Source organism: Undibacterium sp. TC9W, assembly GCF_049339865.1.
GTDB lineage: Bacteria > Pseudomonadota > Gammaproteobacteria > Burkholderiales > Burkholderiaceae_D > Undibacterium.
On record NZ_JBMPPJ010000016.1, the window covers coordinates 99,332 to 125,119 of the forward strand.

Here is a 25,788-nt window from a genome sequence, read left to right on the forward strand (position 1 = left end):
TATTAGTCGAAAAAATGCATATTTGTCATGCAAAATATGTAATTTGATTTATGTTGTATTTTAAGCGGATATGCCCTCCATTAGGACTTCGATGCTGCTTAAATAGTAAAAGTGAGGTCTGCGTAAGCTAGTTTTTTCGCAAAATATTGTTAATTGATTAAATTTTTCACCGCCAACTTATGTGAAATTTGCAATATTCCATATAATTAGTGTTTGCGTATTCAAATCAATAACTGATATTGGATTTGTAGGATTATTAACCATAGGAACTCTATGCAACGCGCCGCATCTCCACCTAATTCTCGGCCCGAGTCAAATTTTGTTGAATTCAGTGTTGATGCCGCACTCCTGAGGGAATTGGGTGAGAGACTTGTTGGCAAACCACATGTCGCATTAGCTGAACTTGTGAAAAATGCATACGACGCGGATGCAAACAAAGTAATCATACGCTTCGGCAAAGGCACTATTGATGTTATAGATGACGGTCATGGCATGACCGAAGACGATTTCAAACGTTACTGGATGCGAATCGGTACAACACACAAGCAGAAGGCTCAAGTATCTCCCAAGTTAAAACGTGCCGTTACTGGTTCTAAAGGCATTGGACGACTATCAGCCCAGTTCCTGGGAACATCAGTTGCCTTGTGGAGTAAGACTATTAAACAGGCAGTTGGCGTACATGCGACTGTTGACTGGGCCAAGGCACGCCAATCGGGAGATCTGATTAAAGCCGGAGCATTCGTTAGCAAATTTAATTTTGATCTGGACGTTCCAAAAGACAAGTTACCTGTTGGGATACTTAAACAAGGTACAAGGGTTCGAATTACTGGATTGCATCAAACTTGGGAGGAAGAAGATCTTCGAGAATTGGCTCGTGAACTCTGGTTCCTTAAACCTCCTCTGCGTGTTTTAAAAGATCTTCGAAAGCGTGACAGGTTCGATGTTTTGCTTGAGGGTGTGGATGAAAAGGAAAAGGCGACCTTTCAAGAGCTAATGACGGCTGCATTCAGAAATTGGATTGCAGAAATCCATGGTCAATTGACTGATGGTTTAAAGACTGGTATGGCGACCGTAACCGTCCGATTCAACGACCGCGAGAGTCAGACTCAGGAATTTATCATTCCCGATTGCAAATTAAATGAAGCTTCCTTCCGTATTCGCATATATAAACTGAGCGGTAAGCAAGCACATGGGATCGAAGTTCAAACAGCCAGAGAGTACTTTAATCGTTTTGGCGGTGTCCATATCTATGATGACGATTTCAGATTGCCTTTTTATGGTGGGGCAGAGCAAGATTGGTTGCGGCTTGAAATAGAGCATTCACACCGACTAATGACATCTAAAATGCTGCCGGAGAATCTTCTGGTTCAAGGTGGATTACAGGATTTACCGACTTTAGGGCGGGTCTTTGGCATTGTGAACGTGTCGACTTCCCGAGAGCGAAATGTCGCTGATAAACGATCGATAGAAAACGGCCAATACCTCAATATTCAGTTAACCCGTGATAGGTTAATTACCAATCGCTCTTATGATAGTCTAGTTTACATGGTCCGTTGGGCATTCCATTACTATGCAAATCTTTCTTATCTCAAACGGCAAAAAAGAATAAAGGTTCCTGATTACGTCCCCCCGGTAGCAGAAATTTTTGGCGGTGTTAAGAGTCAACTGCAGGTTCTATACGAAACGGTCCCGAAGGCAGCACAGGCCAGAGTTCAGACTGTCCTGAAGAGTCTCGTCAAGGCAGAGGACTTTGAAAGAAAACGTGAAGAGTCACTTGCGAATGAAAAAATCCTTCTCGGAGCGCTGGCGACAGCTGGAATGAGTGCGCTAGCTCTTGAGCATGAACTTGGAAAGGAACTGGTTGCATTGCGTGAAAAATTAGACGAGTTGGTAATGCGAACAGGAAAAATTGACGCGAAGGATCTGCAACCTACAATCAAAAGTATCCAAGATTGGATAAATCGAGCGTCAAATACTCAAAGTCTGTTTTCGCCATTAATGAACGAAACAGATAGGGAAATGCGATCAAGCATGTTTGCCAAAAAAGTGGTCAAACAAATCGCGAGTAATTCTTCAGTGCTGCTACGGGAGGTGAAGGTAAGTTATGAAAAAATCGATGCAGGATTAAGATTACCGTCAGCCACGCTTGCAGCTTGGAACGCGATATTACAAAACGTTTTTGTTAACGCAATAAATGCAATGATTGCATCGCCTGAGAAGAGAATCGTGTGTGAATCTGAAATAGATATTTCCAATCGAAAGGCATCTCTTTTCATTTCAGACACTGGGGTAGGTGTTGATTTAGTGGGTTCTAAAGATTTGTTTAATCCCTTTGTGCGTCGCCTTGAACTTCCGCCAGAACGTGAAGGATTGGGTCTGGGAGGTGTAGGGCTTGGGCTCACAATTGTTAAGACAGTTTCTGAATCAGTAGGCTGTACTGTAGGTTTTGTACGTCCTAGAAAAAATATGAATACAACGTTCGAATTAACTTGGAGTTTACCTGATGACCGGAAGTAAACTAAATGTTCTTCTGCTGGACGACGATACAGATAGAGCACAAGCATGGGCAAAAAAAATTAATGAAATTACGGGATGTGCGGCAAATGCACCTGACAAAAAAGGTGTATTGGATATCATCTCCATACTATTTCAGCGTCGCAGAATGGGAAGGGCTCAAGGAGATGCGTTTTGGGATATAGAGTGTCCAACTCTTGATGGCGCTGATTTATTAATCATTGATTATGATCTCCAAAACCTCGACGATAATGGCGAGTGGACAACTGGCAGTGAAATAGCCTACGCAGTGCGGTTAGTGTCTAAGGCAAAAGAAGTAATCGTGATTAATCAAAGAGGTGCAAACAGATTCGATTTGACGATGGTGAAGGCTGCGGATTCACGTGCAGACCTGGATATTGGGGGAGTACAGCTTACAAATCCAGGACTTTGGCAATCCTCTGCCTTTAATGGGTACCGACCATGGCATTGGCCGAATTTGATTCAAGAGCCACAGCGTGTTGAACAAAGCGTGACGTTTGTAGCCAAGAATCTGGATATACCCATATTAAAATGCTTGGGATTCTCTGATGACTTTGAGAGTGGTTGTGCGCTTCGACCAGAAGTGTGGGGCAAGTTATGCGCTAATCAAGCAACAACATTCCGGCAGCTTGTAGTGGCTGCAAGGGAAGAAGATTCTATACATGTCCTTTTCGCCGACGTTCCTATTTTCAAAGAAAACGACCATTTAATCGCGTCAATCGCAGCATCAATTACCCGACGCTGGCTGGAGAAATGGGTTTTACCGAATCAAGATATTTTATGCGACGTCCCTCATTTAGCACTTAAGTATCCCTGGATCATTAAAGAATATGACAATGAAGCCTCCTGGCACGCCCTTGAAACCTTAGACCAACCAAGTAACTTAATCGACAGAATTTGCGAATTTCAATTCCGTCCTCTTTGCCTGTTTTCAAAACCGGTATTTTGGGGAGAAAAAATTGACGTATGTGGGCAAGAGTTACTTCCGCAGGATTTCGATTATTCTGCTGTCCCGCAATTGGTTTTTCGGGAAGATGTTTCTAATTTTGGATCGCCCGATGATTCTCGAGATTATCCGAGCCAAGTATTGAGCATAGATAATAGACGATGGGTTACTGAACCAGAAAAGCAACAAGTAAATGAAGGGCCTGCAGATGTACGTGCAGTCGTTTTTGAACCACAATCATTGCTGCTTTCATAAAAAAATGGATGAGACAATTCAAAAAGCAATTACTGCTCTGCTCGGAGACGCAGCAGAAAAAGGATATCGTTGGCTAAATTCAACAGGTGACTGGCGTAAAGAATTAGTAGGCAAATTACGCAATGAACAATTTGCGCTGATGAGTACAACTCAAATTAAAGGCCTACCTCAGGGGTTCATAAAAAAAATAGCAGGAAATGAAGAAAGTGCTCCGCAACATTTTTTTGTTGTACAGCCTTTTGGACCTGCCAATAGTGAAAAATGGGCGCCTACTATTGGTATAGAGCATCGAAAGAATTTCGACAACGTAGTGCAAGTTTGTTTTTATGTGGCATTTTTTGGCAATCAGCCGACGAACATGCAAACATACAAATTAACATCTTTCGGCCATCGATTTGATGCGCCAGAAGGGAAAAAGAGTGTTCATAATTATTATCATGTACAACCATTGAAAAAATTTAAAGCAGGCTATAACCTCCCAGGGGCTTTCCAAATACACCCTGATACCTTTCCGACGATTCCGATAGAGGCAAATGACACCCTGGACTTATTGCTTCATACATTGCACGTAGCATGTGGTGCAAAGTATATAGAACAGCTCGCCACGACAAAAATTAATAAAGTAGTCGCGGAACGTGCAGCCGGTCTACATAAAAAACTCAATTTGGCGTAAGCGTTCAACCGTCCCATCTATGAATTGATGCGTAGCCTGGAGATACTTCAGTTTTTTTAAGCTGAGGGAATCAGAATGACACGAGAAGAATGCAGAGGACTGTAGCTAGCCCTTTTCAAAATTTAATATCCGGGCTGTTTTACCACGTTCGGACGAAAGCGTTGAACGCGGCAAGATGAAGTACAAATTGGCGCTGGACGTGGAGGTTCCAGTCCAGATGCGTGTAAAATTGATGCGTAAAGAATGCTGTTCGTGATTGGACTCAATATCAAAAAACTTCATCTCGTCTCAGCCTAGACTCGATTTGAGCACGGTCCGAGAACAAACCTTCATCATAAATAACATAGACATACTCGCCAAGAGTACGGCAAAATGCTGTCGAATTAACCGCAATGCTGCTCAATTTCCCATTGAAGTGAATCTTGTGAATTAGATCAAAATGACGTTGTGAAACGCGCTCAAATATGCAACGAGACACGCCAAAGCTTTCGTCCGTTGTATATCCTTTCGAGTTCAATTCCTCAACCAACTCACGGAAACGATTTTCACTTTCCGTGAAGAAATCAACAAAGTTTGTAGCTATCACACGAGATCCTATCTATCTGGAAATAGGATGAATTTTAGCCCAACATCATGGTGAGTGATATAACGCTCTTGTCAGAATCTGAAAAGGTAAAAAATTGGTCCGAAGAGTGTCGCAATATCTAATTGCAGGTGTTGTTGGTAGAGAAAATCTGCGCCGCGAGAGATGACAGACTAAGCGATCAGTTTATGACTAGGGCAGTCAAACGTGCAATATGCCGTGGCCATACTCGCGCGTCAGTTGATCAATCAAATCACGCTCATGTGGAAGCAGAGCTTTTTCATCTATAAAACGCCAATTTCGCTCGTAGAGATCGAACGCATCCTCACCGGTGATTGCATCAAGGGGATCACGATTCCATGCTATCAGTCGGAGCTGAGGAAAATCGCCGATGATAAAGGTATCGATAGCAGTGCACATGCAACAACTTTCCCTAAATGATATACAATTCCGCCGTGTGCTTTGGGACTCGCGGGCGTAAGCTTCCCCCTGAAGACGTTGGAGTAAGAATGGCTCACTGATGTGGGCCATTTGCATTTTGTCTTCAAGTTCAATACAAACAATTTACTTTATGTCTGGTGGACAATGTACCCACCATTTTGCGAATTCCAGCAAATCAGAATGTGATGAAGATACATTGTCCAGTTCGTCTCCGATATTTGGAGTTCCATTGGGTTCCCTGGTGATGAGTGCCATGTGTATACTGGTTGGCACGCCACGGAAGTAGGGCAGATAGTCATCAACAAAGGCAACAGGTTTTAAGTCGCTGAGCGCCTTAGCTTTTGGGCTGGTGCCTGCATCACTGTGTTCAGTCGCGATCACGTCGTCGATAGGAAATCCATGGTCAAGGATGTTCTTTAACCTAGAGAGACGGTACGCCTGTTTCAATGCGCTTACACACACTAGGCGATAGCCTGCATCCTTGAGCAGGATGCAGGCTTCCAGCGCACCTGGCAGCGCTGGGATGGAGGACCAGAATTCTTCATCAAAGCACTGGCGGAACCGCTCCATTTCGTTCCCAGTCACTCTTTGAACACTCCATCGATCTATGGGCCAGTAGGCAAGCGGGTCTTTGGCTGCTGGCAAGACTCCGAACGCCTTCTGCCATGCCATCGCATAGGAAGCATGATAGTCAAGAAGCACACCATCTGCATCCAAAGCAATAATTCCTTTTGTCTTGTTGATGTTGTTCATTGTAGAGATGGATTGTTCGTGCAGATCAGATCACCAGTGCAGGACTGCTCAATGCGGTTCCATGATTTTATCACCGAACAGAAGTACGGCTTCTTGCAGTGACGACAGCAGATGATGCGTATGCTCCTGTCCTAGTTGTGAGACGGAGAATTGAATGAGTAACTCACCCAGGCCAATGGCAACGGCCTGGGCTGGGATGCCTGGATTATCTGAAGCGAACTGAGTGACAGTGTCTAAACATTGTGTGCGCACCATAATTGCGCCAAGCTGTAGTTCTTGAACAGAATGCATAATTTTTGTAAGTTGTATCCCAGTCTTAAAACTGCTGGGTAGATATGGAAATTAATCTGCTATAGAGTGCCGTGGCTACACACCAGGAGCGTTAGCCGTTGACGATGGCATTTAGTTTTGCGCACCACTGCTTTGCTTCTCGTTCGCTCATATAGAACTTCATAAGTGGATTGATTTCGTCAGCAAGTTCGATAACCAATTCGAAAAACACACGCTTGTGACCGCGTTCAAACGACGGCGCGGTCATTGCGGTATTTCCCACCCGATGGAATTGACCAGTGAATTCCATGGTTTCCCTATTTTTCCATTCGTAATGCCAGGCGAGCAAATAAGAAAGGTCATGGACCTGGAAAGTACCGGTACTGCTGTTGCAAACGGCCAGTTTTTTGTTTCGCTTATCGAAGACCAGGAATATGGGGCTCGGGTGCCCTAATAAATTCTCCACGTTGAAATTCAGGTTTGCCTGCCTGTTGATGCTTTCCACCAGATTCCTGGATTTTTTGTAGATCCCTTGCAGCAGTCGTATCGAAAGGAAGCAAGTAATGGATGCGATCACAAAGAAGATGAAAACGCCGCTTGTTCTGTAATCATGTGCGAAAAGCAGCACGAGTAAAGCGCCGATAGAGCCGAGTCCAGAAAACCCAATGACAGGAATTGCAAGTGTCCCAAGCGCAGCCGTGACTGCCGTTTTGAAGGTGCCAGCCATTACAGTTCCTGTTTAGTTCAGATCCGCCATGAGCACTTAAGCAGCAAGCAACATGCTTTTCTCAGCATAGTCGTCATATTTAGTCATTGGATAGTTAAATTATGTGGATTAACCACATTCTATGATGTTACCAGAAAAACCAAGAAATACCACTATTCATGTGGTTATAAGACATGGAATGTGGAAATGGTTACCGCGAGACAAGAAAATCAATTCGCCAAGCGAATCGGCACTGCTTTGGCCAAACAGCGGTTGAACAAAGGTTTAACGCAGGAGCAGGTGGCGGAACTTATTGGTGTGGAACAAGAAACGATTTCCAGATTTGAGCGCGGGGCAACAATACCGCCGTTGCTCCGCCTAATTGACTTGGCTGAGCTTTTCAAGGTGCCACTGGATACTTTGGTGCGAGCAGGGTCTTCACGTCCACTGGATCAGGCAATTGACATTGCATCCTCACTAAACAGCCTCAATGAGGAAGACAGAGAATGGGTTCGCAATTGGACTGTAGATATGTGCAAAAAACTTTCCAGTGGCACTTAAATCTATTGCTCTTTGATACCGACAATGAATAAGACCAGGTCACGCCACATAAAGGAATGTTGAAAAGTGTAGCGATAGTTGAAATCACGGACTGGCAAAATTGGAAGCAGAAATACCTGAAGGGCAGGTCAAGATTAATTTTTTGACTATCTGGCTAATTTGTGAAAATTAAAGCGACTAAACAGAATTATTGCTTGGCATTCTAATGCTTAATAAAGGCGATGCGTGATGTCTATATTATTTCGAATCTTTCAATGGCACGAATATCGGTATGGCCTACTTCCAAAGATCATTGATTCATATTTGGCTGAGGGAAAAATTGAGGAAGCAAGTCAACTGAAGGCACAACTTGAATATCACAAGAAAAATCCCGCTCGCAGCCCAGCTGAAGCTGCAGCTGGCGCAATTAAAGTGTTCCATGAAATTCAGCGTGAGAAAATTTCAGATTCTGCTCGAGGGGTGCTAGGTTACGAAGACGCTGCAGAAATCGCAAGTGTCCTTGAGTATTCAACTCTCAACATGATGTCAGAGAACATGAGGAAGGACTTACAGCTTCAATTGAGAGAGCATACTGAACAGCGGTTTTCTAATGTGGTCTTCGCATTTAATCAAATATCGCAAAATTTACGGGTTTTTCAGAATGAGCATGCTGCCACAAATTATTGTTCAAGTACGGACATTGAATGTGGAACATGGATTTTTTGGAATGAGTCAGGTGCACCGTTGGAGATCGATTTCCTTCAACGTGCAAAAAAGGGGATATTCGTAACAATTAAGGGGAAGTATCGATTGATTCCTTGCAGGCAACCACGACCATGTTTAAGTAAAATGTTGCAGGAAGTAAAAACAATCCAAGGGCCCCCTCCATTAAATAACTTAACCCAGATTCGGATGCATCTTGATTATCGGGAAAACATCTGAGCTGGAATCCAATTTGATTTACCGATTGATTGAAGAACTTGTTTTTCAAGATAAAATTGAGACATATGCTTGTCTTGCTTATTGTCTACATAAATGGCGATTTGTAATTAGGAATCGAAGACCCAATTGACGAGATCTGCAATGTTGATTTCCTCTAACTCAGGGCGAGCAAGATAATCATTTGCCACGCACGACAATGTATCAAGAATTTCTTCGACATTTTGACCATTCGTTGCGTACAGCTTTGTGTGTAACGGAACAGACTCAACAATTGCTAGGCTGATGTGCTCAGTTTGATTCTTTATGGCGAAGACAGCGACCCGGCGAGGGCGTGAAATGTTTATGCCATTTTCAATAAATAATTTTGGATCGATAACACCATCTTCATCAGACAGCATGAGGATAGGTACTGTCCAGCCGTCTTCCTCGCTTTCCGTCAACAGTTCAATGTTCAACTGATTCAATTCAGAAAGCTGCACAATGACTGGCTTTAAAAAATTGGGAACTGGCCAGCGTTGTGATGGATCTCTATTGATGAGCACAGAAAAATCCACCGATCGGATTCTTTGTTCTGACCCTGGTTGACCGACTGCAGTCGCTTGAACAGGAGGCGCTGCACCAGCGTACTTATTGCCGGTGCCGTCAGCACCGACCAGCGTTTTATTCTTCCAGATGGATTTCTTTGTGAGGTCTGGAAAGCGTGGCTCCATGCGGATGGATTTTACCTTGCTTGCCAGATTATTTGATCCGTCGCGTTCTTCGAGACTTTGATTTTGTACTTCCTTCGCAGATTTGAGGGTGCGCTCTTTGGCGCTGCCAGAACCCGGTTTGCCAATCTCACCTTTGTCGGTACTCGACTTGTGCTTCTCGTAGCGCAGTGATCTGAATGGAAATGCGTGAGAACAGGAGCGTAAGCTGTAGACTATGAATGTTGCACGGGCTGCATCTGCAAATGAAAGCCATTTGCCAGCTGCGATTAATGTCGTTGTCCCTTCAAAAGGAAATAAGCCTTGAGGATAGATCGATTGTCGCATGCCAGAACTGGCAAGCATGGAGGTTCCTATCATTAGTGCTGCTTGCCAAGCTGTGGCGTCCAGGTGTAAGCGTCCTATATCAGCTGCGGATGCCCCAGAAATGTGTTCCGCAAGTTGTAATGACAAGCGTCCGTTAATTTTGTTCAGTGAGGCTTTGGTATAGAGGGATGTTCGATTCAGCGGTGGCAGGAACAACGCTGTGATCAGATTACTGGATGAGCCGAAATAAAATCGGATCAATTCCATGCAGGGAATGATCAGCCGACGATTGCCTGGAAGATTGAGCATCACGCAGTAGGACTGGGTGCAATTCATGTGCCACGGGTGCTCAGACATCGGTAGTAGAAAACCCTTGTCATCGAGATTTAACCCGGCTTTGATCAGATGCGCTGAATCCCTGCCAATTTCGATATCCTGAAATTCTTCCAGCTCGTAGTCAGGCTGCACTTTCAACTGACCATTTAGCCAAAGATCACCAATACGCAAAAGCGGTAAGGTGCCAATAGACAGCCAGACTTTCTTTTGAAACCTGGCAGGCGAAGTTGATTGAGGGGAGAGCTGAATTGCCAGATCGTCGGAAAAACGATCATCTAGGACTCTCGAAAGGTGAACCAGGACAGAAGGCTGTTTTCGGCGAAGTAAGCGGTTCGGGAAGCTTACTTCGCCGAACCAATCAATTCGCCAAATTTTTTCATCCTTGGGAAAGGCTGAAATTGTAGGTAAGTTATTGATATTTATAATGTTATTGTGAAAAAAGTGGCTGTTACACTACTGATTTTTCTCACTAACTGTTAAACTTTCTCATTATCTTCTAACTTTTCACATCCGTCCCTACCCCATGCGCCTGCTGATCTGCATGGTAGCTGGAGCGTACCATTGCGCCAACGGCGGCATGGGCGAAGCCCATTTTGTAGGCTTCTTCTTCGTACATCTTGAACACATCCGGGTGGACATAGCGGCGTACTGGCAAGTGGTGACCGCTAGGTGCCAGGTATTGGCCTATGGTCAGCATATCGACGTTGTGGGCGCGCATGTCGCGCATGACTTGCAGGACTTCTTCATCGGTTTCACCGAGGCCAACCATGATGCCGGATTTGGTTGGGGTATTCGGGTGTTGTTCCTTGAAGCGTTTCAGCAGGTTCAGGGAGTATTCATAATCAGAACCTGGGCGCGCTTCCTTGTACAGACGTGGCGCGGTTTCGAGGTTGTGGTTCATGACATCCGGTGGTGCCATGTTGAGAATTTCCAGCGCGCGGTCCATGCGGCCACGGAAATCCGGTGTCAGGATTTCTATGCGTGTCATCGGTGACAGTTCGCGCACGCGGGTAATGCATTCGGCAAAGTGGGCGGCACCGCCGTCACGCAAATCATCGCGATCTACTGAAGTGATAACGACGTAGCTGAGTTTCAGCGCAGCGATGGTTTTTGCCAGGTTGGCTGGTTCATCGACATCGAGCGGGTCAGGGCGGCCATGGCCGACGTCGCAGAAGGGGCAGCGGCGGGTGCATTTGTCGCCCATGATCATGAAGGTGGCCGTGCCTTTGCCAAAGCATTCGCCTATGTTGGGGCAGGAGGCTTCTTCGCAGACTGTCACCAGTTTGTTGGCGCGCAGAATGTCCTTGATTTCATAAAAGCGGGTGGTCGGTGAACCGGCCTTGACGCGTATCCAGTCTGGCTTGGGCAATCTTTCCATCGGCACGATCTTGATAGGGATGCGTGCAGTCTTGTTTGCCCCTTTTTGTTTCTCGGTGGGATCGTAAGCGGCGGTGGCGACGGGTGTGTTTTCGGTTGTCATGGTATGAAGCGATGTCGAAAAATCAGGGGGCAGTCAAAAGATCTTGCAAATTCTGTGCGAGTGCATTCTGGACTTGGCTTAGCGGCACGGTCACGCCCAGGGTTTTCATGTCCACCGTGGCAAGGCCAGCATAGCCGCAGGGATTAATCCAGGAAAATGGTGTCAAATCCATATCTACATTCAGTGATACGCCATGATAGGTGCAGCCGTTGCCGCGCACTTTCAAGCCCAGGGCGGCGACTTTGGCGCCTTGCCATTGGCCGTCGCTGACATAGATGCCGGGCGCGCCTTCTTTGCGTTCACCAGCGAGATTATACGCTGCCAGGGTGTTGATGACTGCCTGTTCTATCTTGTTGACGAATTCGCGGGCGAATAATCTTGCCTTGGGGTGGCTGCGGCGCAAGTCTATTAGCAGGTAGATCACAACCTGGCCAGGGCCGTGGTAGGTGACTTCACCGCCACGGTCGGTCTGTACTACCGGGATGTCATGGGCAGCCAGCACATGTGACTGGTCGGCGCCCAGGCCCAGGGTATACACGGGCGGGTGTTCGACGATCCAGAATTCATTTTGTGTATGCTGATCACGGGCATCAGTAAACGCGCGCATGGCGTCGAAAGTGAGCTGATAGGGCTCAATGCCGCGGTGGATGATGCGGGGTATTACGTTGGGGGCGAGGGCAGCTTGCATAGGCCTCTAGTGTAACATTATGTGGGGGCGAGGTCTTTGCTTGTGTAAATGCTATGTTAGAGAGATAAGTGATAAGTTTATGGTGGGGGAGGGGGATTGAGGTTGGGACATAACGTAGGTTGGGCTACGCTTCACCCGCCCAACACTCGGCCTATCAATGACGTATTCGTTTATTAAAGGCCCAGTGTTGGGCTGATAACCCGTAGCCCAACCTACAAGAAATGACGACCTCGCTTATCAAATCCTGACTGCCATGGTCTTCTCGACCCTGGCTCTGCCACCCACCATGAGACTGGGTATCTGCCCCTTTTGTATCTCCAGCTCGACCTTGATCAGGCTGGGGGAGGCTGGTTCCATGAGTACGCCTTGTTCTATCTGCAAGGTCGGGCCTTGGATGTTGTATTGGCTGTAGAGCAGGCATGCCAGCGGCCCGGCGGCTGTGCCCGTAGCCGCTTCTTCGCCTATGCCGTAGCGTGGGGCGAACATGCGGGTGCTGGCGGCGTGGCTGCTGTTTTGTACGTCAAGCGTAAAGGGGTAAAAGCCGACGAGGTCCAGCTCTTCGCTGATATTGCCGATTTCTTCGTGGTCGGGCTGGATATTGGCCAGGCATTCGCGGCCTATGATGGGGATGGCAAGAAAGGCATTGCCGGTATTGACGATGGTAGGCAGGCGCTCGCGCAGCAAGTCATGTTCGGTCAGGCCCATGCTTTGCAAGATACGGGCATACAGGCTGGCGAAGCCATCACTATCATCGGCAGAAATGGTTTGGTAGCGCGGCGTGCTTTGTTGCATGAAGGCCAGCTCACCCTTGATGAGGATGTCGCGGTTGCCGTCTATGGTTTGCTTGCTGCACAGGCCTTCGCTGACTTTGCCCAGTTCGCGCAAGAGTGAAAACGTAGCAACCGTGGCATGGCCACAATGGGCAATCTGGCGGTTTGGGGTGAAAAATTCCAGCTTGTAGGTGGCGCAGTCCGAGTTTGAGACAAAGGCAGTTTCTGACAAGCCTACGGCGCGGGCGATCTGTAGCTTTTGTTCTGTCGTGTAGCTATCGGCATTTAATACTACTCCAGCCGGGTTGCCACCTTCATTTTCTTGGGTAAATGCGTGAACGATATGTACTTCTATCGGCTTGCCCATGTCCATTCCTGAATTTATTGGAATGGACATTATAGGTGGCTAGACCATGGATATGCCAGCCAGATTTCTGGAGCACTTATTTGGTATGCGCAGCAAGCACGTCAGAAGTATTTTTGACTACGCAAAATTCATTGTGCAGGCTGGCGAGGTGGATGCGGTGGATTTCTTCTGCTGGTATCAGCTCACCATTGACACCAGGGCGGTCAAAAGTGGCGCAGGCATCTGCCACCAGCTCTACGCTAAAGCCGAGGTTGCCTGCCATGCGGGTGGTAGTTGATACGCAGTGGTCTGTAGTCAGACCTGCAATAACAAGTTGCTTGATACCCTTGGCTTGCAACCAGGCTTCGAGCTCAGTGCCAATGAAGCCGCTGTTCACTTTCTTGGTGAAGATGGTTTCACCTGGCAATGGGCGTGCCAGTGCTTTGAATTCAAAACCCTCTTGCCCGGCACGCAAAGGCGAATCTGGCTCTTGTGACTGATGCCGTACATGGATAACAGGCAACTCTTGCTCACGCCAGTGTTGCAGTAGGGCAGCCATATATTGCTCAGCCGCCGGATTATTGCGCTGTCCCCACTTTGGATGATCAAAGCCTTGCTGTACGTCAATCAAGATCAATGCAGTCTGTGCCATATTCGCCCCGGTGCTGCTTTTAGTGTTCAGGCAAATGCCTGGCCCAATTTACGTGTCAGTTTTTGCAGGTAGCTGCCTGCCATGGCTGATTTGATATCAATGACGCTTGATACTGCCGACAACTCGATGACACTGGCCTGATTTTCTGCTTCGATGACGACGAATTGATTAGCTGGGATGACCATGGATTCGCCAGTGCTGAGCCAGTAATCATCCACCTGGCCAGCAACTGTCAACCAAACGCGGCCGCATGCCACTTCAATTTTACGGGCGTGTTCTGCTGTGCCAGACAATGTGCCACCGGCGGCGATCATGTATGATGGGTTTGCGAAATTATTTGTCATTTCCTTACTCCTGGTATTTTACTGCTAAAGTGGCAATGCATTTACTAAACAGAGAGGGAACCCACTTTGTTGCACTGCGATGAAAGCATTGTAGTCTTGCATCACAAGAAAATAAAACGAGTAATTTTTGAATGCCTTGCTAAAATAATTCACAGTAAAACTGTAGTAAGCTTATAACAAATTCACCCTCAGCTGACATTCCGTTTACATACTATGGATTTTCGACGACTCCCCAATCTAGCTGCTCTGCGCGCGTTTGAAGCGGCGGCACGTCATCAGAATTTTTCCAAGGCTGCGCTAGAAATCCACCTGACCCATGGGGCGATCAGCCATCAGGTCAGGGCATTGGAAGAAGAGCTGGGCGTACCCCTGTTCATCCGCCATGGCAAACGCATCAGCATCACACCTGATGGTGAACAGTTTGCTGCGACCATCCGAAAAGCATTGATGGATCTGGGCGACGCTGCTGATTTGCTCAAGAAGCGCAACAAGCAAAAGCGTCTGGGCATTACCTCGCTGCCATCATTTGCCGCACGCTGGCTGTCACCACGCCTGGGGCGGTTTATCGAACATCATCCTGACCTGGAAGTCAGCCTGCAGTCGAGTAATCACCTGGCTGATTACAATATGGAATCGATAGATGTGGGCATACGCTTTGGCCTGGGCAATTATCCCGGCATGATCAGTGAATTATTGATGGGGGATTATTATTACCCTGTTGCCAGCCCGCATTATCATGGCGGGCAGTTGCCACAAACACCAGCCGAACTGGCCAGCATGCAGCTTTTGCGCTGCGATGGTGAGCCTTGGGAGCCGTGGTTTCGCGCAGCGGGCCTGGATAATGAGGAGCCTACGGGTGGCCTGGTATTCCAGGATTCATCAATGCTGGCACGTGCCGCCGTAGATGGCCAGGGAATAGCACTGGGCAGGCATATTATTGTGCAGCCGGATATCAAGGCTGGCCTGTTGCAGCGCCTGTTTAATATCGATATACCTTGTGAAGTTGCTTATTACCTGGTCTACCCACCAGAGGCACTGGCCAAACCACAGGTCAAGGCATTCAGGGAATGGTTGCTGGCAGAAGTTGCCGAAGAGAAAAAGCAAATGGACATGTCAGGGGCGCTGACATAAGGGGGGTGTCTGACTGGCTGTGACCAGTCAGACAAAATTGCTTACAGTACGAATTTCACCATAGGGTGAGACGACAGCGCGCGGTACAGATTATCCAGTTGCTCGCGGCTGGTGGCCAATACGGTCACTGTCACCGAGATATAGGCACCTTTGCTGGATGGGCGCATCTCTACCTTGCCTGCATGAAAGGTCGGGTCAAACGACGTCACGACTTCCACCATGGTCTGGGTGAACTCGTCATGCATAGGTCCCATGACCTTGATGGGAAACTCACTAGGATATTCAATCAGACTTTCTTCGGGGGGGATGGGTCTCATTTCCATAATGTTTCCAAATCTCAAAATAACTTAATGTCAGTATATGGGGTCTTGGTATTAAATTCCAATAGCATCGCTCGCTGCCCGCATGTCAACATGCCAGCTTTTGCTTCAAGCATGAAAGGCTGCAAGCGATGCCAAAGGCACATGCAAAGACTCGGTCTGTGCCAGTTCTTCCAGCAAAAAATCCACGGTCGCCTTGACGCGGGGCGCGATCAGGGCGCGATGCGGATATTGCAATACCATCTGTCTATTGCCTGCTTCATGAAAAGTGCCCAGCACAATCTTGAGCTTGTTGTCGCGCAAATAACGCCATGAATGATGAACTGCCACCTGGGCAATGCCCAGGCCCATGATAGCCGCCTGCACGGCAGATTCTGGCGCTGACACCGTCAGGTCAGGCTCACGCGGGTAGGGGCGGTTTATCTCGCCCTGTCTGAGCTTGAGGTTCCAGGTCGTCATCTTGCCATTCAAAAAACGCACGGCGATTTGCTTGTGCTGGTCAAGATCACTGATTTGTTGCGGCACGCCATATTGCTCAAGGTAAGAGGGCGCCGCCGCCAGTATGGTATGTAGAGGGCAGACTGCGCGCGAAATAATGCTGGAATCTTCTATCATGCCACCGCGCAAGGCCAGGTCATAACCGTCACGCACCAGGTCTATGCGATGGTCATCAAAGTCTATCGCCAGGCGCAAGCCAGGGTGGCGCTGCTGCAGTTTGGGCAACAAGGGCAGCAGATAATGCTGACCAAAGGCATTGCCGGTCGATATCCTGACCTGGCCGACCACTTCTGCATGCTGGCGACTGACGCTTTCTACGGCATGGTCAAGTGCATCTATCGCTGCACGCGCGTTTTCCAAAAAAGTCTGACCCTCACTGGTCAATTGCAAAGAGCGGGTGCTGCGGTTCATGAGGCGCACACCCAGGGTTTGCTCCAGACCAGCTACATTCTTGCTGACCGCTGCTGCCGAAATATGCAGCGCCCTGGCCGCAGCCGCAAAGCTGCCCCGGTCTGCTGCCTGTATGAAAGACAGCATGGCGGGAATACGTTGAGAGGCATCGAGCTTCATATTCATAACCTGAAGTTGTGAGTGAAAATAAGAATAGCTGGCTTATCAGCATTAATCAATGAGATCACAATCACTCCTATCAACACACAGACAGGAGAGACAAAATGCAAACAGCTACAAAGACAGTCGCAGTTCTGGGTAATGGTATCGTCGGCGTTGCCATCGCTAAAGGCTTTGCCAGCCTCGGTTATCAAGTGATCTTTGGTACCCGTAACCCTGATAGCGATAAAAGCAAGGGGGCGTTGGCAGAAGTGCCAACAGCACAGGCCAGCAGCTATGCAGATGCGGCCAGGGCTGCCGACCTGGTTTTCCTGGCTCTGCCATGGGATGGCTTATCTGAAAGTCTGGCACTGGCTGGCCCTGCCAATTTTGCTGACAAAACCGTCATTGATGCTGTCAATCCACTACTGGATTTTGCTACAGGCTCGCCCAGGCTGGCGGTAGGCTTTAGTGATTCTGCTGGCGAGCTGGTACAAAGACTGTTGCCGCGGGCGCGGGTGGTCAAGGCTTTTAATACCATCGTGTTTACGCACATGGTGCAGCCAACATTTTCAGATGGTCAGCCGGATATGTTTATTGCCGGGAATGATGCAGGGGCCAAACAGGAAGTGACAGATCTCCTGCGTGATTTTGGCTGGCGTGGGGCGATAGACATGGGTGATATAACAGCAGCGCGTTTGATTGAGCCGCTGGCGATGTTGTGGATCAGCTATGCATTCCAGCGTCAGCATTGGACGCATGGGTTTAGTTTGTTGGGGCAGGCAAAGGCGTAATAGATTTGCTATCGTAGGTTGGGCTACGGTTTACCAGCCCAACACTGGGCCTTAACAAACGTATACGTTATTTAAAAGCCGAGTGTTGGGCTGATACCCCGTAGCCTAGCGCGGCCCGGCCCAACCTACGAGGGAATACATTTTCGGTATTTTTAAGCCGCCTTGGCCGCCTGATAAGCCGTATACAACTGATGATAAACCGCACCGGGTTTGCCATCGCCTATCACCGTATCATCGAGCTTCACCACCGCCAGCACTTCCTTGGTGGCAGATGAGAGCATGACCTCATCTGCTGCAAAGACTTCTTCACGTGCGATGCGGCGGGCTTCGAGCTTGATATTGTTGGCGGCACACAGTTCTTCTATCAGACCGTAGCGTATGCCTTCGAGTATCAGGTTGTCTTTCGGCGGGCCCATGAGGACGCCATCCTTGACTATCCATACATTCGAGGCCGATGCTTCGGTCAGGAAACCGTCGCGGAATTGTATGCTTTCAGTCACGCCGTTTTCGGCAGCGTTTTGTGCTGCCAGTACATTGCCCAGCAGCGAAATGGATTTGATTTCGCAACGCAGCCAGCGTTTGTCTTCCATAGCCACACAGGCAACACCATTTTCACGTGCTGCCGCTGTTGGCAGCACGATGGGGTTGGTCATGATGAAGACCGTAGGCGTGACTTCATCCTTGGGGAATGCATGGGCACGCTTGGCAACCCCACGGGTGACTTGCAGATAGACCATCTGGTCGTCTGCGTCATGGGCAGCCATGACCTTGGCGATCAAGGCCAGCCACTCTTCCTTGCTGTGCGGGTTGGCGATGCCTATGGCAGCGAGACTGCGGAACAGACGTGCCAGATGCTGGTCGGCACGGAACATCTTGCGACCATATACAGGGATGACTTCATATATACCATCACCAAAGATAAAGCCACGGTCGAGTACCGGGATTTTGGCTTCGGACAGGGGCGTCATTTCGCCATTGAGATAGACCAGGGCTTCGTTCATGATAGGCAGGGCAGACAAAAAAAGTGAGAGACTTATTCTTACATGGAAAGCCGTTTTCGCTTATGCAAATACGGCATACAGCCATAGCCAGGGTTTATGTGAGGACATCAACCCTGGTCAAGCCGCTCAATAATTACTTGAACATCAGGCGTATCGAATCCCAGGCACGGCCAAAGATGCTGGCCTGGTTGACTTGTTCCAGCGCAATCACCGGTACTTCGGCAACGGCCTTGCCATCGAGCATGACTTTCATGACGCCGACCTTGCTGTTCAATGCAATCGGTGCGACCAGCGGGTCTTTGCGTTCCAGTGCGGGCTTGAGTTTGGCGGCAGAGCCTTTTGGCAATGTGATATACAGCTCGCGGTCAAAACCTATCTTGACCTGAGGCTGCGTGCCTTTCCAGACTTCTGGTGTGGCAATTGCCTGGCCTTTGTCATATAGCTTCAGGGTTTCAAAGTTCAGGTAGCCCCAGTTCAGCAATTTCAAACTTTCTTGCGCACGTACCGAATCACTTTCGGTGCCGATGACCACTGAGATCAGGCGGCGCTGGCCTGTGCCATTCGGGCGGTTGGCGGACGAGATCAGGCTATAGCCACCACCATTAGTATGACCGGTTTTCATGCCATCCACCGTAGGGTCAAGCATCAGCAGGCGGTTGCGGTTAGGCTGGGTGATCTTGTTGTAGGTATAACTCTTGGTGGAATAATACGTTTTGTAGAACTCAGGGTGATCAATGATCAGGCGTGCTGCCAGGTTAGACAAATCCTGTGCAGTTGAGTAATTGTCCTTGCTGGGCAAACCATGTGGATTGGCAAAGCGGGTGGCTTTCAGGCCCATGCGTTCTGCTTCGCGGTTCATTTGCACGACAAAGGCTTCTTCACTGCCGGCTACGGCTTCAGCCAGGGCAACGGCGGCATCATTGCCGGATTGTACGATCAGGCCATACAGCAATTCATTGATGGTGACGGGCTTGTTCGGTTCGATAAACATCTTCGAACTGCTGCCATCAACCTTCCAGGCGCGGGTAGAAACATTGATGCTCTGGTTCAGGTCCAGCTTCTTGTCCTTGAGGGCAGAGAACACCAGGTAAGCCGTCATGATCTTGGTCAGCGATGCTGGCTCTACGCTCATGGTGGGTTCTTGTGCGGCGATGACCTGGTTGCTGGTAGCATCCAGCAAGAGCCAGGCTTTGGAAGCAATGGTAGGTGAAGGCAGGGTTTGCGCGACTGCGGCTGAGATGGTCAGCAGCGAGACGGCAATTGAGGCGAGGAATTTTTTCATTGATAAGCTAGTAAAACAAAGGGTGACAAAAAACGAATAATCAAGTGCTCACCAGACCCATGAGCCATATGCGCTCAAGAGTGGGGCTGGTCATGGACATCTCATGACATTTCATGGACATCATCAGGCTTTATCCCACATGCTGATGATATGTTGTTTGATATGGTGCAGACGACGATGGAAGAAATGGTCTGCACCAGGTATGACGGTGACAGGTATGTCTTGCGGGCGCAGCCAGTCCAGCACGGCAGAGAGAGGGATGGTTTCATCCAGCTCACCGTGCACAAGGATGGTATTTGCCGGTATCGCAGGCATATCCCATTTGCCTGCCGCTGCGCCAACCAGTGCCAGGCGTTCTGCTGGTTTGCCATTCTCTTGCAAACGCTGTTGCAGGCGGGCCTGGACAAAGGTACCAAATGAAAAACCCGCCAATGCCAGGGGCAAATCCGGGAAACGTGCGCGCATGCTGTTGAGCAAGATTTCCATATCGTCAGTTTCACCTATCCCGGCATCATATACACCCTGGGACTGATCGACCCCACGAAAGTTCATGCGTACTGCGACATAACCCAGTGCGGTAAAGGCACGCGCGAGGGTTTGCGCGACCTTGTTGTCCATGGTGCCGCCGTATAGCGGATGCGGGTGGGCTACCAGTGCCAGGCCTATCGGGGCGGCATGTGTTTCAGGATCAGGCAAGTCCAGCGCGCATTGCAAATTGCCTGCTGCACCCTGGAGAGAAAAATGTTCAGTCTGGGCATTCATGATAATTAGACCCTCAGACTTTCAAACGTTCGACGACACCGCCGCCTATCAGATCGACATCAATGATTTCATCAATATCAGATTGATCGACAAAGGTATACCAGGTGCCTTGTGGATAAACCACGAGGACCGGGCCTTCTTCGCAACGGTCAAGGCAACCTGCTTTATTGATGCGGATTTTGCCCTGGCCACTCATGTTCAATTGTTTGACGCGGCGTTTTGCATGTTCCTGGGCGGCTTGCGCACCACGATCTGCACAGCAGGGACGGCCATCTTCGCGTTGATTCAGGCAAAAAAAGACGTGCTTTTGAAAATAAAGTTCTTCAGACATAAGATATCCAGCCTGCGGTTGATACCGCCACCGGGTGATGGCGCTTGTTGCCCGCTATGATACTGCAATTGTTCAGTCAGGTGACTTTTACCGCCGGGCGCGGCTTGCGTAGCAGCGCCCAGATCGCCAGAAACGGCCAGAACAAAGACAGGAATTGCGCCGCGCCATTGAAGTTCAAAAACTTGCCCTGCACCCAGGTTTGCATCGTCGCCGCAAAGTAGGGATTGTCCGAAACCAGGTTGATGACGATCAGCGATATCGTCAGCATCAGCAAGGCCAGGCGCTTTTGTACATGGGCCGGGGCAAAAGAAAAACCGTACAGCATGATGATGCTGATCAGCAAACCACCACGCGCGCCCGGAGTCAGCCAGGCAAATGCATATTCAGGTTTGAACAGTAATGCACTTGCCAGTGCCTTGATCGTCAATGCGGCACCCAGCAGCAAGACTGACAAAATGGTTTTAGGCGCGTGGCGGTTCAGCAGACTCAGGCAAATCAGCAGGGCACCGGTACAACTGCAGGCAGTGATAATGGTTTCTGATAACAGGTACTCTTCTGCACTGAGCTCAAAACCCTGCAGCAGGAAGGCACTGATATCAATATCCATATCCATCAGCTCACTCAGGGTTTGCGAAATCACGGGCAAGACCTGGCCCAGGCCAAACAGATAGGCCTGGGGATAAATCTGCGCCATGGTCCACAAGCCCAATACCAGGATTTCGCGGCTGGATTCCTTGTGTGTCCATTGCTTGCGCAATAATTGCAGGCGGCCTTTTTCCAGTATCAATGGCGTCAGCAAGGCACCCAGTATCGCGCCCAGCATGGCACCTGAGGTATTCGTCAAAAAATCCAGTAAGGAAGTCACCCGGCTGGGCAGGAAGTTTTGCACTATTTCTGCCGTAGCCGATAACAGTGCACCGGCCAGTGTTGCCAGCAAGGCAGCCCACCAGCGCCTGACCAGTGGGTAAAGCGCAAACACCACCAGCATGCCAAAGGGCATATAGCCCACCACATTGATAGCGGCATCAAAGCCACCCCAGTAACGTGGCCATTGCTTGATCAATTCAGGTAGCGCTGCCCAGCTATTGGTTTGCCAGCCGGTAAACGGATACCAGCTCGCATAGATGATCAGAAACAGATAGGCAACCAGGCTCACCCTGGCAAACGGCGAGCTGCGCAAGCTTTGCAGTTGTTCGCTGGCTGGAGGACTGATGGGCTCACCAGTTGGTGTATCTGGTAGTGCCTGACTGTGATCTGGCTGCATGCGCTTGGTTTCAGGGGCAATAGGCTTGTATTGTCAGCTTATTTTAAAGGCAGGCTCACGATCCAGGCCTGGATGTCGTTGATACTGGCATCAGCAGCTTCGCGCATTGCCCTTGCACCACCAGGTGCATCGGCAGTAGTTGCTGCAACTTTTTGCTGGAAGCTTTTCTGGGCGATCAGCTTGTGCCCCTTGATGACAGACGCGCGCAGGCTGATCTGGGCCTCGCTTTGGCTGGTTGTCGTAAATATCTGGGAAAACTCATCAAGCTCCAGGCGCAATACCGGCAGGTTGGCGGCACCATCGGTATTTGCCAATACATCGGCACCTTGCGCCACCAATCTGGCTTTCAGCCTTTGTGCCAGCAATTGCGCGGGTGGCATGCTCCAGCGGTGCAGGGAATAGGCCTTGAGTTGCTGTACATTGTCATATTGCAGTCTGTATAACATGGCATTGCTGTCCAGCGCCGGTGCTATGTTGATTTCTGCAATGCTGATCTGGAATTTCGCAGGGCTGGGTTGTGCGGGTGCAACCACGGCAAGCGGGCCAAAATCATATTGCTGGGACTGTTGTGCTACTGGTTTACTGCTACACGCAGATAGCAAAGTCAGCAAGGAGAGGGCAAATAGTGAAAATGCGGTCGCGCCAGTGTTACCGACTTTACTGAAGTGGCGAAAAAATGCAGGATAGCTCATACGGATTCCTTTACTTGGGGGCGACAAAGCCAGGCTCGCCCGGGCCAGGTGCAGGTGCGGGATTGCCAAACAAAAGGCTTTGCGGCCTTTCCTTGAGTGAATCTGACAGGCGGCCAAAAGAGCGCAGGCTGGATTTTGCATCACCTGCCACGCTTTGTACCTTGGGCAGGGTGTCCAGGATCAGGCTGTTGCCTACATTGTCCATGACCAGATTGAATTTTGCCAACGGGCCATCTTCTGCCTGCAGGCTGGTGGTCAGTTGATTCAGGTTGTTGCTGAGCTTGCCGACATTGCCAGACAGGGTACGTACTTCAACCATGGTCATTTTGGCCTGGTCTGCAAGTTCCGGCAGGCGCGCCAGCGTGGGTTCAAATTTGGCTGGCAACTGTTTCCATGCAGTAGCGGCCTGGCCCATGTTCTCTACCGCAGTCATCAGCGATTTTTGATTGGCCGGATCGAGCATGGTATTGAGCCTGCGCGTCAGTTCTTCTGCCTGAGCCAGGATGGCCTGGCCGCGTTTTTCCAGGTTTTGCATCATACCGGGGCGCATGGGTATGCGTGGCACCACGTCAGGTTTATGGTTGGCTACCAGTAACTGTTTGGATGTGCCTTCATCATCCAGTTGTACGAAGGCGATGCCGGTAACGCCCTGATATCCCAAAGTTGCGTAGGTGGAACTGGTGACCGGTGCATCGGGGATGATTTCCAGGCGCAGGATGATTTGCCCAGGATTATTGTCATCAAAGTCAATATCCGTGACATTGCCGACCTTGATGCCCTTGTAGCGCACGGCGGCCTGTAAATTCAAACCGGACACTGCCGATGAGGTGACTACGTCGTAAGGTATGCGCTTGATCTTGTCGCGTCCCAGCCAGATGGCCAATACGGTTGTGAGTGTCAGCAAAGCAATGGTAAAAAAGCCTGCCATCAGCGCATGAGATCTGTTTTCCATCGCTTATATCTCCTGATGCGTTTGGGGTGGTAGTGCTTCCATGGCGCGCTCGCCGCGCCCACCAAGGAAGAAACTGCGTATGAATGGATGTTGGTAAGCCACGACTTCTCTCGGTGCGCCTATGGTAACGACATGCTTTTCTGCCAGCACGGCAATCCGGCTTGACAGGGCAAACAGGCTGTCGAGGTCATGAGTCACCATGATGACGGTCAGGTGCAATTGCTGATGCAGCGATAATATCAGTTCAACAAAGCTGTCTGAGCGGTCGGGGTCCAGCCCTGCTGTCGGCTCATCGAGAAATAACAGCTCCGGGTCCAGTGCCAGTGCACGCGCCAGCGCAATGCGCTTGATCATGCCGCCTGACAAGTCGGCGGGCATCTTGCGTGCATGTTCAAAGGCAATATCGACCATGTGCAGCTTCAGATAGACCAGATCATTGATCAGGTCTTCCGGTAGCGTACCCAGTTCACGCATGGGCTGGGCGACATTGTCGAATACACTCAGGGCAGAATACAGGGCACCATGCTGGAACAGCATGCCAGAACGCTTGCGCAAATAATTGAGATGCCGCGCCTGCGGATCATGCAAGTCTTCACCAAATACCTTGATACTGCCACGCGCCGGTGTTTCCAGACCCAGCATCTGCCGCATCAGCACAGTCTTGCCCGAACCTGAACCACCGACGATGGAAAGAATTTCGCCACGTTTGACATCCAGTTCCAGCCCGTCATGCACTACGGCGCGGCCAAACTGGGTACGCAAGTCGCGGATTTCTATGATGTTTTCGCTTGCCATCAGTAACCTGCCTTGCTGAAGATGATGGCGAATATGGCATCGGCGATGATGACCACCGTGATAGCAACCACCACGGAGCTGGTGGTGCCGCGCCCCAGGCTCTCGGTATTTGGTTCTATGCGCAAGCCATAGTGGCAGGCGATCAGCGCGATCAGTATGCCGAAGGTGATGCCTTTGGACAGGCCTATCCAGAAATTCAGCAGCGGCACGACCTCTGGTAATTTATAGATGAAAAATTCTGGTGACATGCCCAGCAAAGCCTGGGCCGAGATCATGCCACCTGTCAATGCCATGATATCTGTCCAGATCACCAGCAGGGGCATGGCAATGGCCAGCGCCAGTACCTTGGGCATGATCAGGCGAAATCCCTGCGGTATGCCCATGACGCGCATGGCATCCAGTTCTTCCGTCACCCGCATGACACCAAGTTGCGCCGTAATGGCAGAGCCAGAACGTCCAGCCACCAGGATGGCCGCCAGCATGGGACCGAGTTCGCGGATGATACTCATGCCGAGGATATTGACGATATACAGGTCACCACCAAAGGTGCGTAATTGCTGCGCCGACAGATACGACAACACCACACCTATCAGTATGCCGACCAGGGCTGTGATGCCGAGTGCCTGCGTACCGGTGTGATAGATGTTGGCCGACAATTCTTTCCATGGTGCTTTGATGGGATGGCGGACAAAGCGCAGCAAATCCAGCATGAGCTGGCCAAGCAGGGCAGTAAAGCTATATAAATGCTGGAACAGGCCGAGCACTTTTGTGCCGAGCAGCATGGTGCGCGTCAGCCTTTGCTTGGGCGGGCGCGGTACCAGGATTTTGCTGACTTCTTCCAGTCGGGCAAACAAGCCTTCATGGGCGGGTAGAATCTTGACGTGTTCAGGTCTTTGCTTGCCCCAGGCCCGCCACAACATTTGTGCACCGATGTGATCGAGCGAGCTGATCTGACTTAAATCCCAGCGTACCCCGGGCTGACGGGCGGCCTGGCTTAACTGAGTACTGATCTCCTGCATGGTGGCAGATGGTGACAGGGCATGCACCAGCCAGGCACCTGCGACGATGGCAGTGGGCTGTTGCTGATGACTGATTTGCAGGGTGGGCGCGATCTCAAGAGGCATATTTTTGCAAGTGTAAGTGA

General features: G+C 49.6%; 27 protein-coding genes and 1 pseudogene. 7 read left to right on the forward strand and 21 right to left on the reverse strand.

Annotated features, from left to right (window positions below; genetic code table 11):
• The first annotated feature begins 273 nt into the window (after window positions 1-273).
• Genes ACO0LN_RS21135 through ACO0LN_RS21145 form a run of 3 tightly spaced genes read left to right on the forward strand, consistent with a single transcriptional unit; the run spans window position 274 to window position 4,409 of the window.
• The gene (locus ACO0LN_RS21135; RefSeq protein ID WP_422977167.1) at window positions 274-2,517 is read left to right on the forward strand and encodes an ATP-binding protein; all 2,244 of its coding nucleotides are present in this window, start codon (window positions 274-276) and stop codon (window positions 2,515-2,517) included.
• Window positions 2,504-3,736, forward strand: a complete 1,233-nt coding sequence (locus ACO0LN_RS21140) for a hypothetical protein (RefSeq protein ID WP_422977169.1) — start codon at window positions 2,504-2,506, stop codon at window positions 3,734-3,736. Before ACO0LN_RS21135 ends, ACO0LN_RS21140 begins: the two co-directional genes overlap by 14 nt.
• Window positions 3,737-3,740: 4 nt before the next feature.
• Window positions 3,741-4,409 (forward strand): hypothetical protein, encoded by a 669-nt coding sequence (locus ACO0LN_RS21145; protein WP_422977171.1) that lies wholly within the window; start codon window positions 3,741-3,743, stop codon window positions 4,407-4,409.
• A gap of 268 nt (window positions 4,410-4,677) precedes the next feature.
• On the opposite strand, the gene ACO0LN_RS21150 is transcribed toward ACO0LN_RS21145, so the two are convergent.
• From ACO0LN_RS21150 to ACO0LN_RS21165, 4 genes are all read right to left on the reverse strand, one after another.
• A complete protein-coding gene (locus ACO0LN_RS21150) occupies window positions 4,678-4,995 on the reverse strand; it encodes a hypothetical protein (RefSeq protein ID WP_422977173.1) in 318 nt (105 codons plus the stop codon).
• A gap of 198 nt (window positions 4,996-5,193) precedes the next feature.
• Window positions 5,194-5,412, reverse strand: a complete 219-nt coding sequence (locus ACO0LN_RS21155) for a hypothetical protein (RefSeq protein ID WP_422977175.1) — start codon at window positions 5,410-5,412, stop codon at window positions 5,194-5,196.
• Window positions 5,413-5,556: 144 nt separating this feature from the next.
• Window positions 5,557-6,186 (reverse strand): HAD family hydrolase, encoded by a 630-nt coding sequence (locus ACO0LN_RS21160; protein WP_422977177.1) that lies wholly within the window; start codon window positions 6,184-6,186, stop codon window positions 5,557-5,559.
• Window positions 6,187-6,568: 382 nt separating this feature from the next.
• On the reverse strand, window positions 6,569-7,183 hold the full coding sequence (locus tag ACO0LN_RS21165; RefSeq protein WP_422977179.1) for a hypothetical protein: 615 nt from the start codon (window positions 7,181-7,183) through the stop codon (window positions 6,569-6,571).
• 186 nt (window positions 7,184-7,369) lie between these two features.
• On the opposite strand from ACO0LN_RS21165, the gene ACO0LN_RS21170 reads away from it, so the two are divergent.
• Both ACO0LN_RS21170 and ACO0LN_RS21175 read left to right on the forward strand, forming a co-directional pair.
• Window positions 7,370-7,723, forward strand: coding sequence for a helix-turn-helix domain-containing protein (locus ACO0LN_RS21170; protein ID WP_162057409.1), 354 nt, complete (start codon window positions 7,370-7,372; stop codon window positions 7,721-7,723).
• A 228-nt stretch (window positions 7,724-7,951) separates the two neighbouring features.
• Window positions 7,952-8,644, forward strand: a complete 693-nt coding sequence (locus ACO0LN_RS21175; RefSeq protein WP_422977181.1) for a hypothetical protein — start codon at window positions 7,952-7,954, stop codon at window positions 8,642-8,644.
• Window positions 8,645-8,751: 107 nt separating this feature from the next.
• On the opposite strand, the gene ACO0LN_RS21180 is transcribed toward ACO0LN_RS21175, so the two are convergent.
• From ACO0LN_RS21180 to ACO0LN_RS21205, 6 genes are all read right to left on the reverse strand, one after another.
• Window positions 8,752-10,164: a hypothetical protein gene (locus ACO0LN_RS21180; RefSeq protein WP_422977183.1), complete on the reverse strand. Its 1,413-nt coding sequence runs from the start codon at window positions 10,162-10,164 to the stop codon at window positions 8,752-8,754.
• 325 nt (window positions 10,165-10,489) lie between these two features.
• Window positions 10,490-11,473: a lipoyl synthase gene (lipA, locus tag ACO0LN_RS21185; RefSeq protein WP_422977185.1), complete on the reverse strand. Its 984-nt coding sequence runs from the start codon at window positions 11,471-11,473 to the stop codon at window positions 10,490-10,492.
• A gap of 22 nt (window positions 11,474-11,495) precedes the next feature.
• On the reverse strand, window positions 11,496-12,161 hold the full coding sequence (lipB, locus tag ACO0LN_RS21190) for a lipoyl(octanoyl) transferase LipB (RefSeq protein WP_422977187.1): 666 nt from the start codon (window positions 12,159-12,161) through the stop codon (window positions 11,496-11,498).
• 237 nt (window positions 12,162-12,398) lie between these two features.
• Window positions 12,399-13,298, reverse strand: a complete 900-nt coding sequence (locus tag ACO0LN_RS21195; RefSeq protein WP_422977189.1) for a PhzF family phenazine biosynthesis protein — start codon at window positions 13,296-13,298, stop codon at window positions 12,399-12,401.
• A gap of 76 nt (window positions 13,299-13,374) precedes the next feature.
• On the reverse strand, window positions 13,375-13,929 hold the full coding sequence (locus ACO0LN_RS21200) for a cysteine hydrolase family protein (RefSeq protein ID WP_422977191.1): 555 nt from the start codon (window positions 13,927-13,929) through the stop codon (window positions 13,375-13,377).
• Between the two features lie 26 nt (window positions 13,930-13,955).
• Window positions 13,956-14,273 (reverse strand): DUF2917 domain-containing protein, encoded by a 318-nt coding sequence (locus ACO0LN_RS21205; RefSeq protein ID WP_422977193.1) that lies wholly within the window; start codon window positions 14,271-14,273, stop codon window positions 13,956-13,958.
• A gap of 213 nt (window positions 14,274-14,486) precedes the next feature.
• Between ACO0LN_RS21205 and gcvA the strand changes: the two genes are divergently transcribed.
• Window positions 14,487-15,404, forward strand: coding sequence for a transcriptional regulator GcvA (gene gcvA, locus ACO0LN_RS21210; protein ID WP_422977195.1), 918 nt, complete (start codon window positions 14,487-14,489; stop codon window positions 15,402-15,404).
• A gap of 41 nt (window positions 15,405-15,445) precedes the next feature.
• On the opposite strand, the gene ACO0LN_RS21215 is transcribed toward gcvA, so the two are convergent.
• The gene (locus ACO0LN_RS21215; protein WP_422977197.1) at window positions 15,446-15,727 is read right to left on the reverse strand and encodes a DUF493 family protein; all 282 of its coding nucleotides are present in this window, start codon (window positions 15,725-15,727) and stop codon (window positions 15,446-15,448) included.
• A gap of 105 nt (window positions 15,728-15,832) precedes the next feature.
• A complete protein-coding gene (locus ACO0LN_RS21220; protein WP_422977199.1) occupies window positions 15,833-16,792 on the reverse strand; it encodes a LysR family transcriptional regulator in 960 nt (319 codons plus the stop codon).
• A gap of 92 nt (window positions 16,793-16,884) precedes the next feature.
• On the opposite strand from ACO0LN_RS21220, the pseudogene ACO0LN_RS21225 reads away from it, so the two are divergent.
• Window positions 16,885-17,565, forward strand: a pseudogene (locus ACO0LN_RS21225) (NADPH-dependent F420 reductase); the annotation flags it as partial.
• A gap of 152 nt (window positions 17,566-17,717) precedes the next feature.
• Here ACO0LN_RS21225 and ACO0LN_RS21230 read toward each other — a convergent pair.
• The 9 genes from ACO0LN_RS21230 to ACO0LN_RS21270 form a co-directional block, all read right to left on the reverse strand.
• The gene (locus ACO0LN_RS21230) at window positions 17,718-18,566 is read right to left on the reverse strand and encodes a D-amino acid aminotransferase (protein ID WP_422977201.1); all 849 of its coding nucleotides are present in this window, start codon (window positions 18,564-18,566) and stop codon (window positions 17,718-17,720) included.
• A 133-nt stretch (window positions 18,567-18,699) separates the two neighbouring features.
• Complete coding sequence (locus ACO0LN_RS21235) at window positions 18,700-19,848, reverse strand: D-alanyl-D-alanine carboxypeptidase family protein (protein ID WP_422977203.1); 1,149 nt, start codon at window positions 19,846-19,848, stop codon at window positions 18,700-18,702.
• 123 nt (window positions 19,849-19,971) lie between these two features.
• Window positions 19,972-20,610: an alpha/beta hydrolase gene (locus ACO0LN_RS21240; RefSeq protein ID WP_422977205.1), complete on the reverse strand. Its 639-nt coding sequence runs from the start codon at window positions 20,608-20,610 to the stop codon at window positions 19,972-19,974.
• Between the two features lie 13 nt (window positions 20,611-20,623).
• A complete protein-coding gene (locus ACO0LN_RS21245) occupies window positions 20,624-20,941 on the reverse strand; it encodes a (2Fe-2S) ferredoxin domain-containing protein (RefSeq protein ID WP_422948937.1) in 318 nt (105 codons plus the stop codon).
• Window positions 20,942-21,017: 76 nt separating this feature from the next.
• Window positions 21,018-22,205, reverse strand: coding sequence for a VanZ family protein (locus ACO0LN_RS21250; protein WP_422977207.1), 1,188 nt, complete (start codon window positions 22,203-22,205; stop codon window positions 21,018-21,020).
• A gap of 38 nt (window positions 22,206-22,243) precedes the next feature.
• Window positions 22,244-22,897, reverse strand: coding sequence for an ABC-type transport auxiliary lipoprotein family protein (locus ACO0LN_RS21255; RefSeq protein ID WP_422977209.1), 654 nt, complete (start codon window positions 22,895-22,897; stop codon window positions 22,244-22,246).
• A gap of 10 nt (window positions 22,898-22,907) precedes the next feature.
• Complete coding sequence (locus ACO0LN_RS21260; protein WP_422977211.1) at window positions 22,908-23,849, reverse strand: MlaD family protein; 942 nt, start codon at window positions 23,847-23,849, stop codon at window positions 22,908-22,910.
• Window positions 23,850-23,852: 3 nt separating this feature from the next.
• Window positions 23,853-24,644: an ABC transporter ATP-binding protein gene (locus ACO0LN_RS21265; protein WP_422977213.1), complete on the reverse strand. Its 792-nt coding sequence runs from the start codon at window positions 24,642-24,644 to the stop codon at window positions 23,853-23,855.
• A complete protein-coding gene (locus ACO0LN_RS21270; RefSeq protein WP_422977214.1) occupies window positions 24,644-25,768 on the reverse strand; it encodes an MlaE family ABC transporter permease in 1,125 nt (374 codons plus the stop codon). The genes ACO0LN_RS21265 and ACO0LN_RS21270 overlap by 1 nt, the downstream gene beginning before the upstream one ends.
• Between the last annotated feature and the right edge of the window lie 20 nt (window positions 25,769-25,788).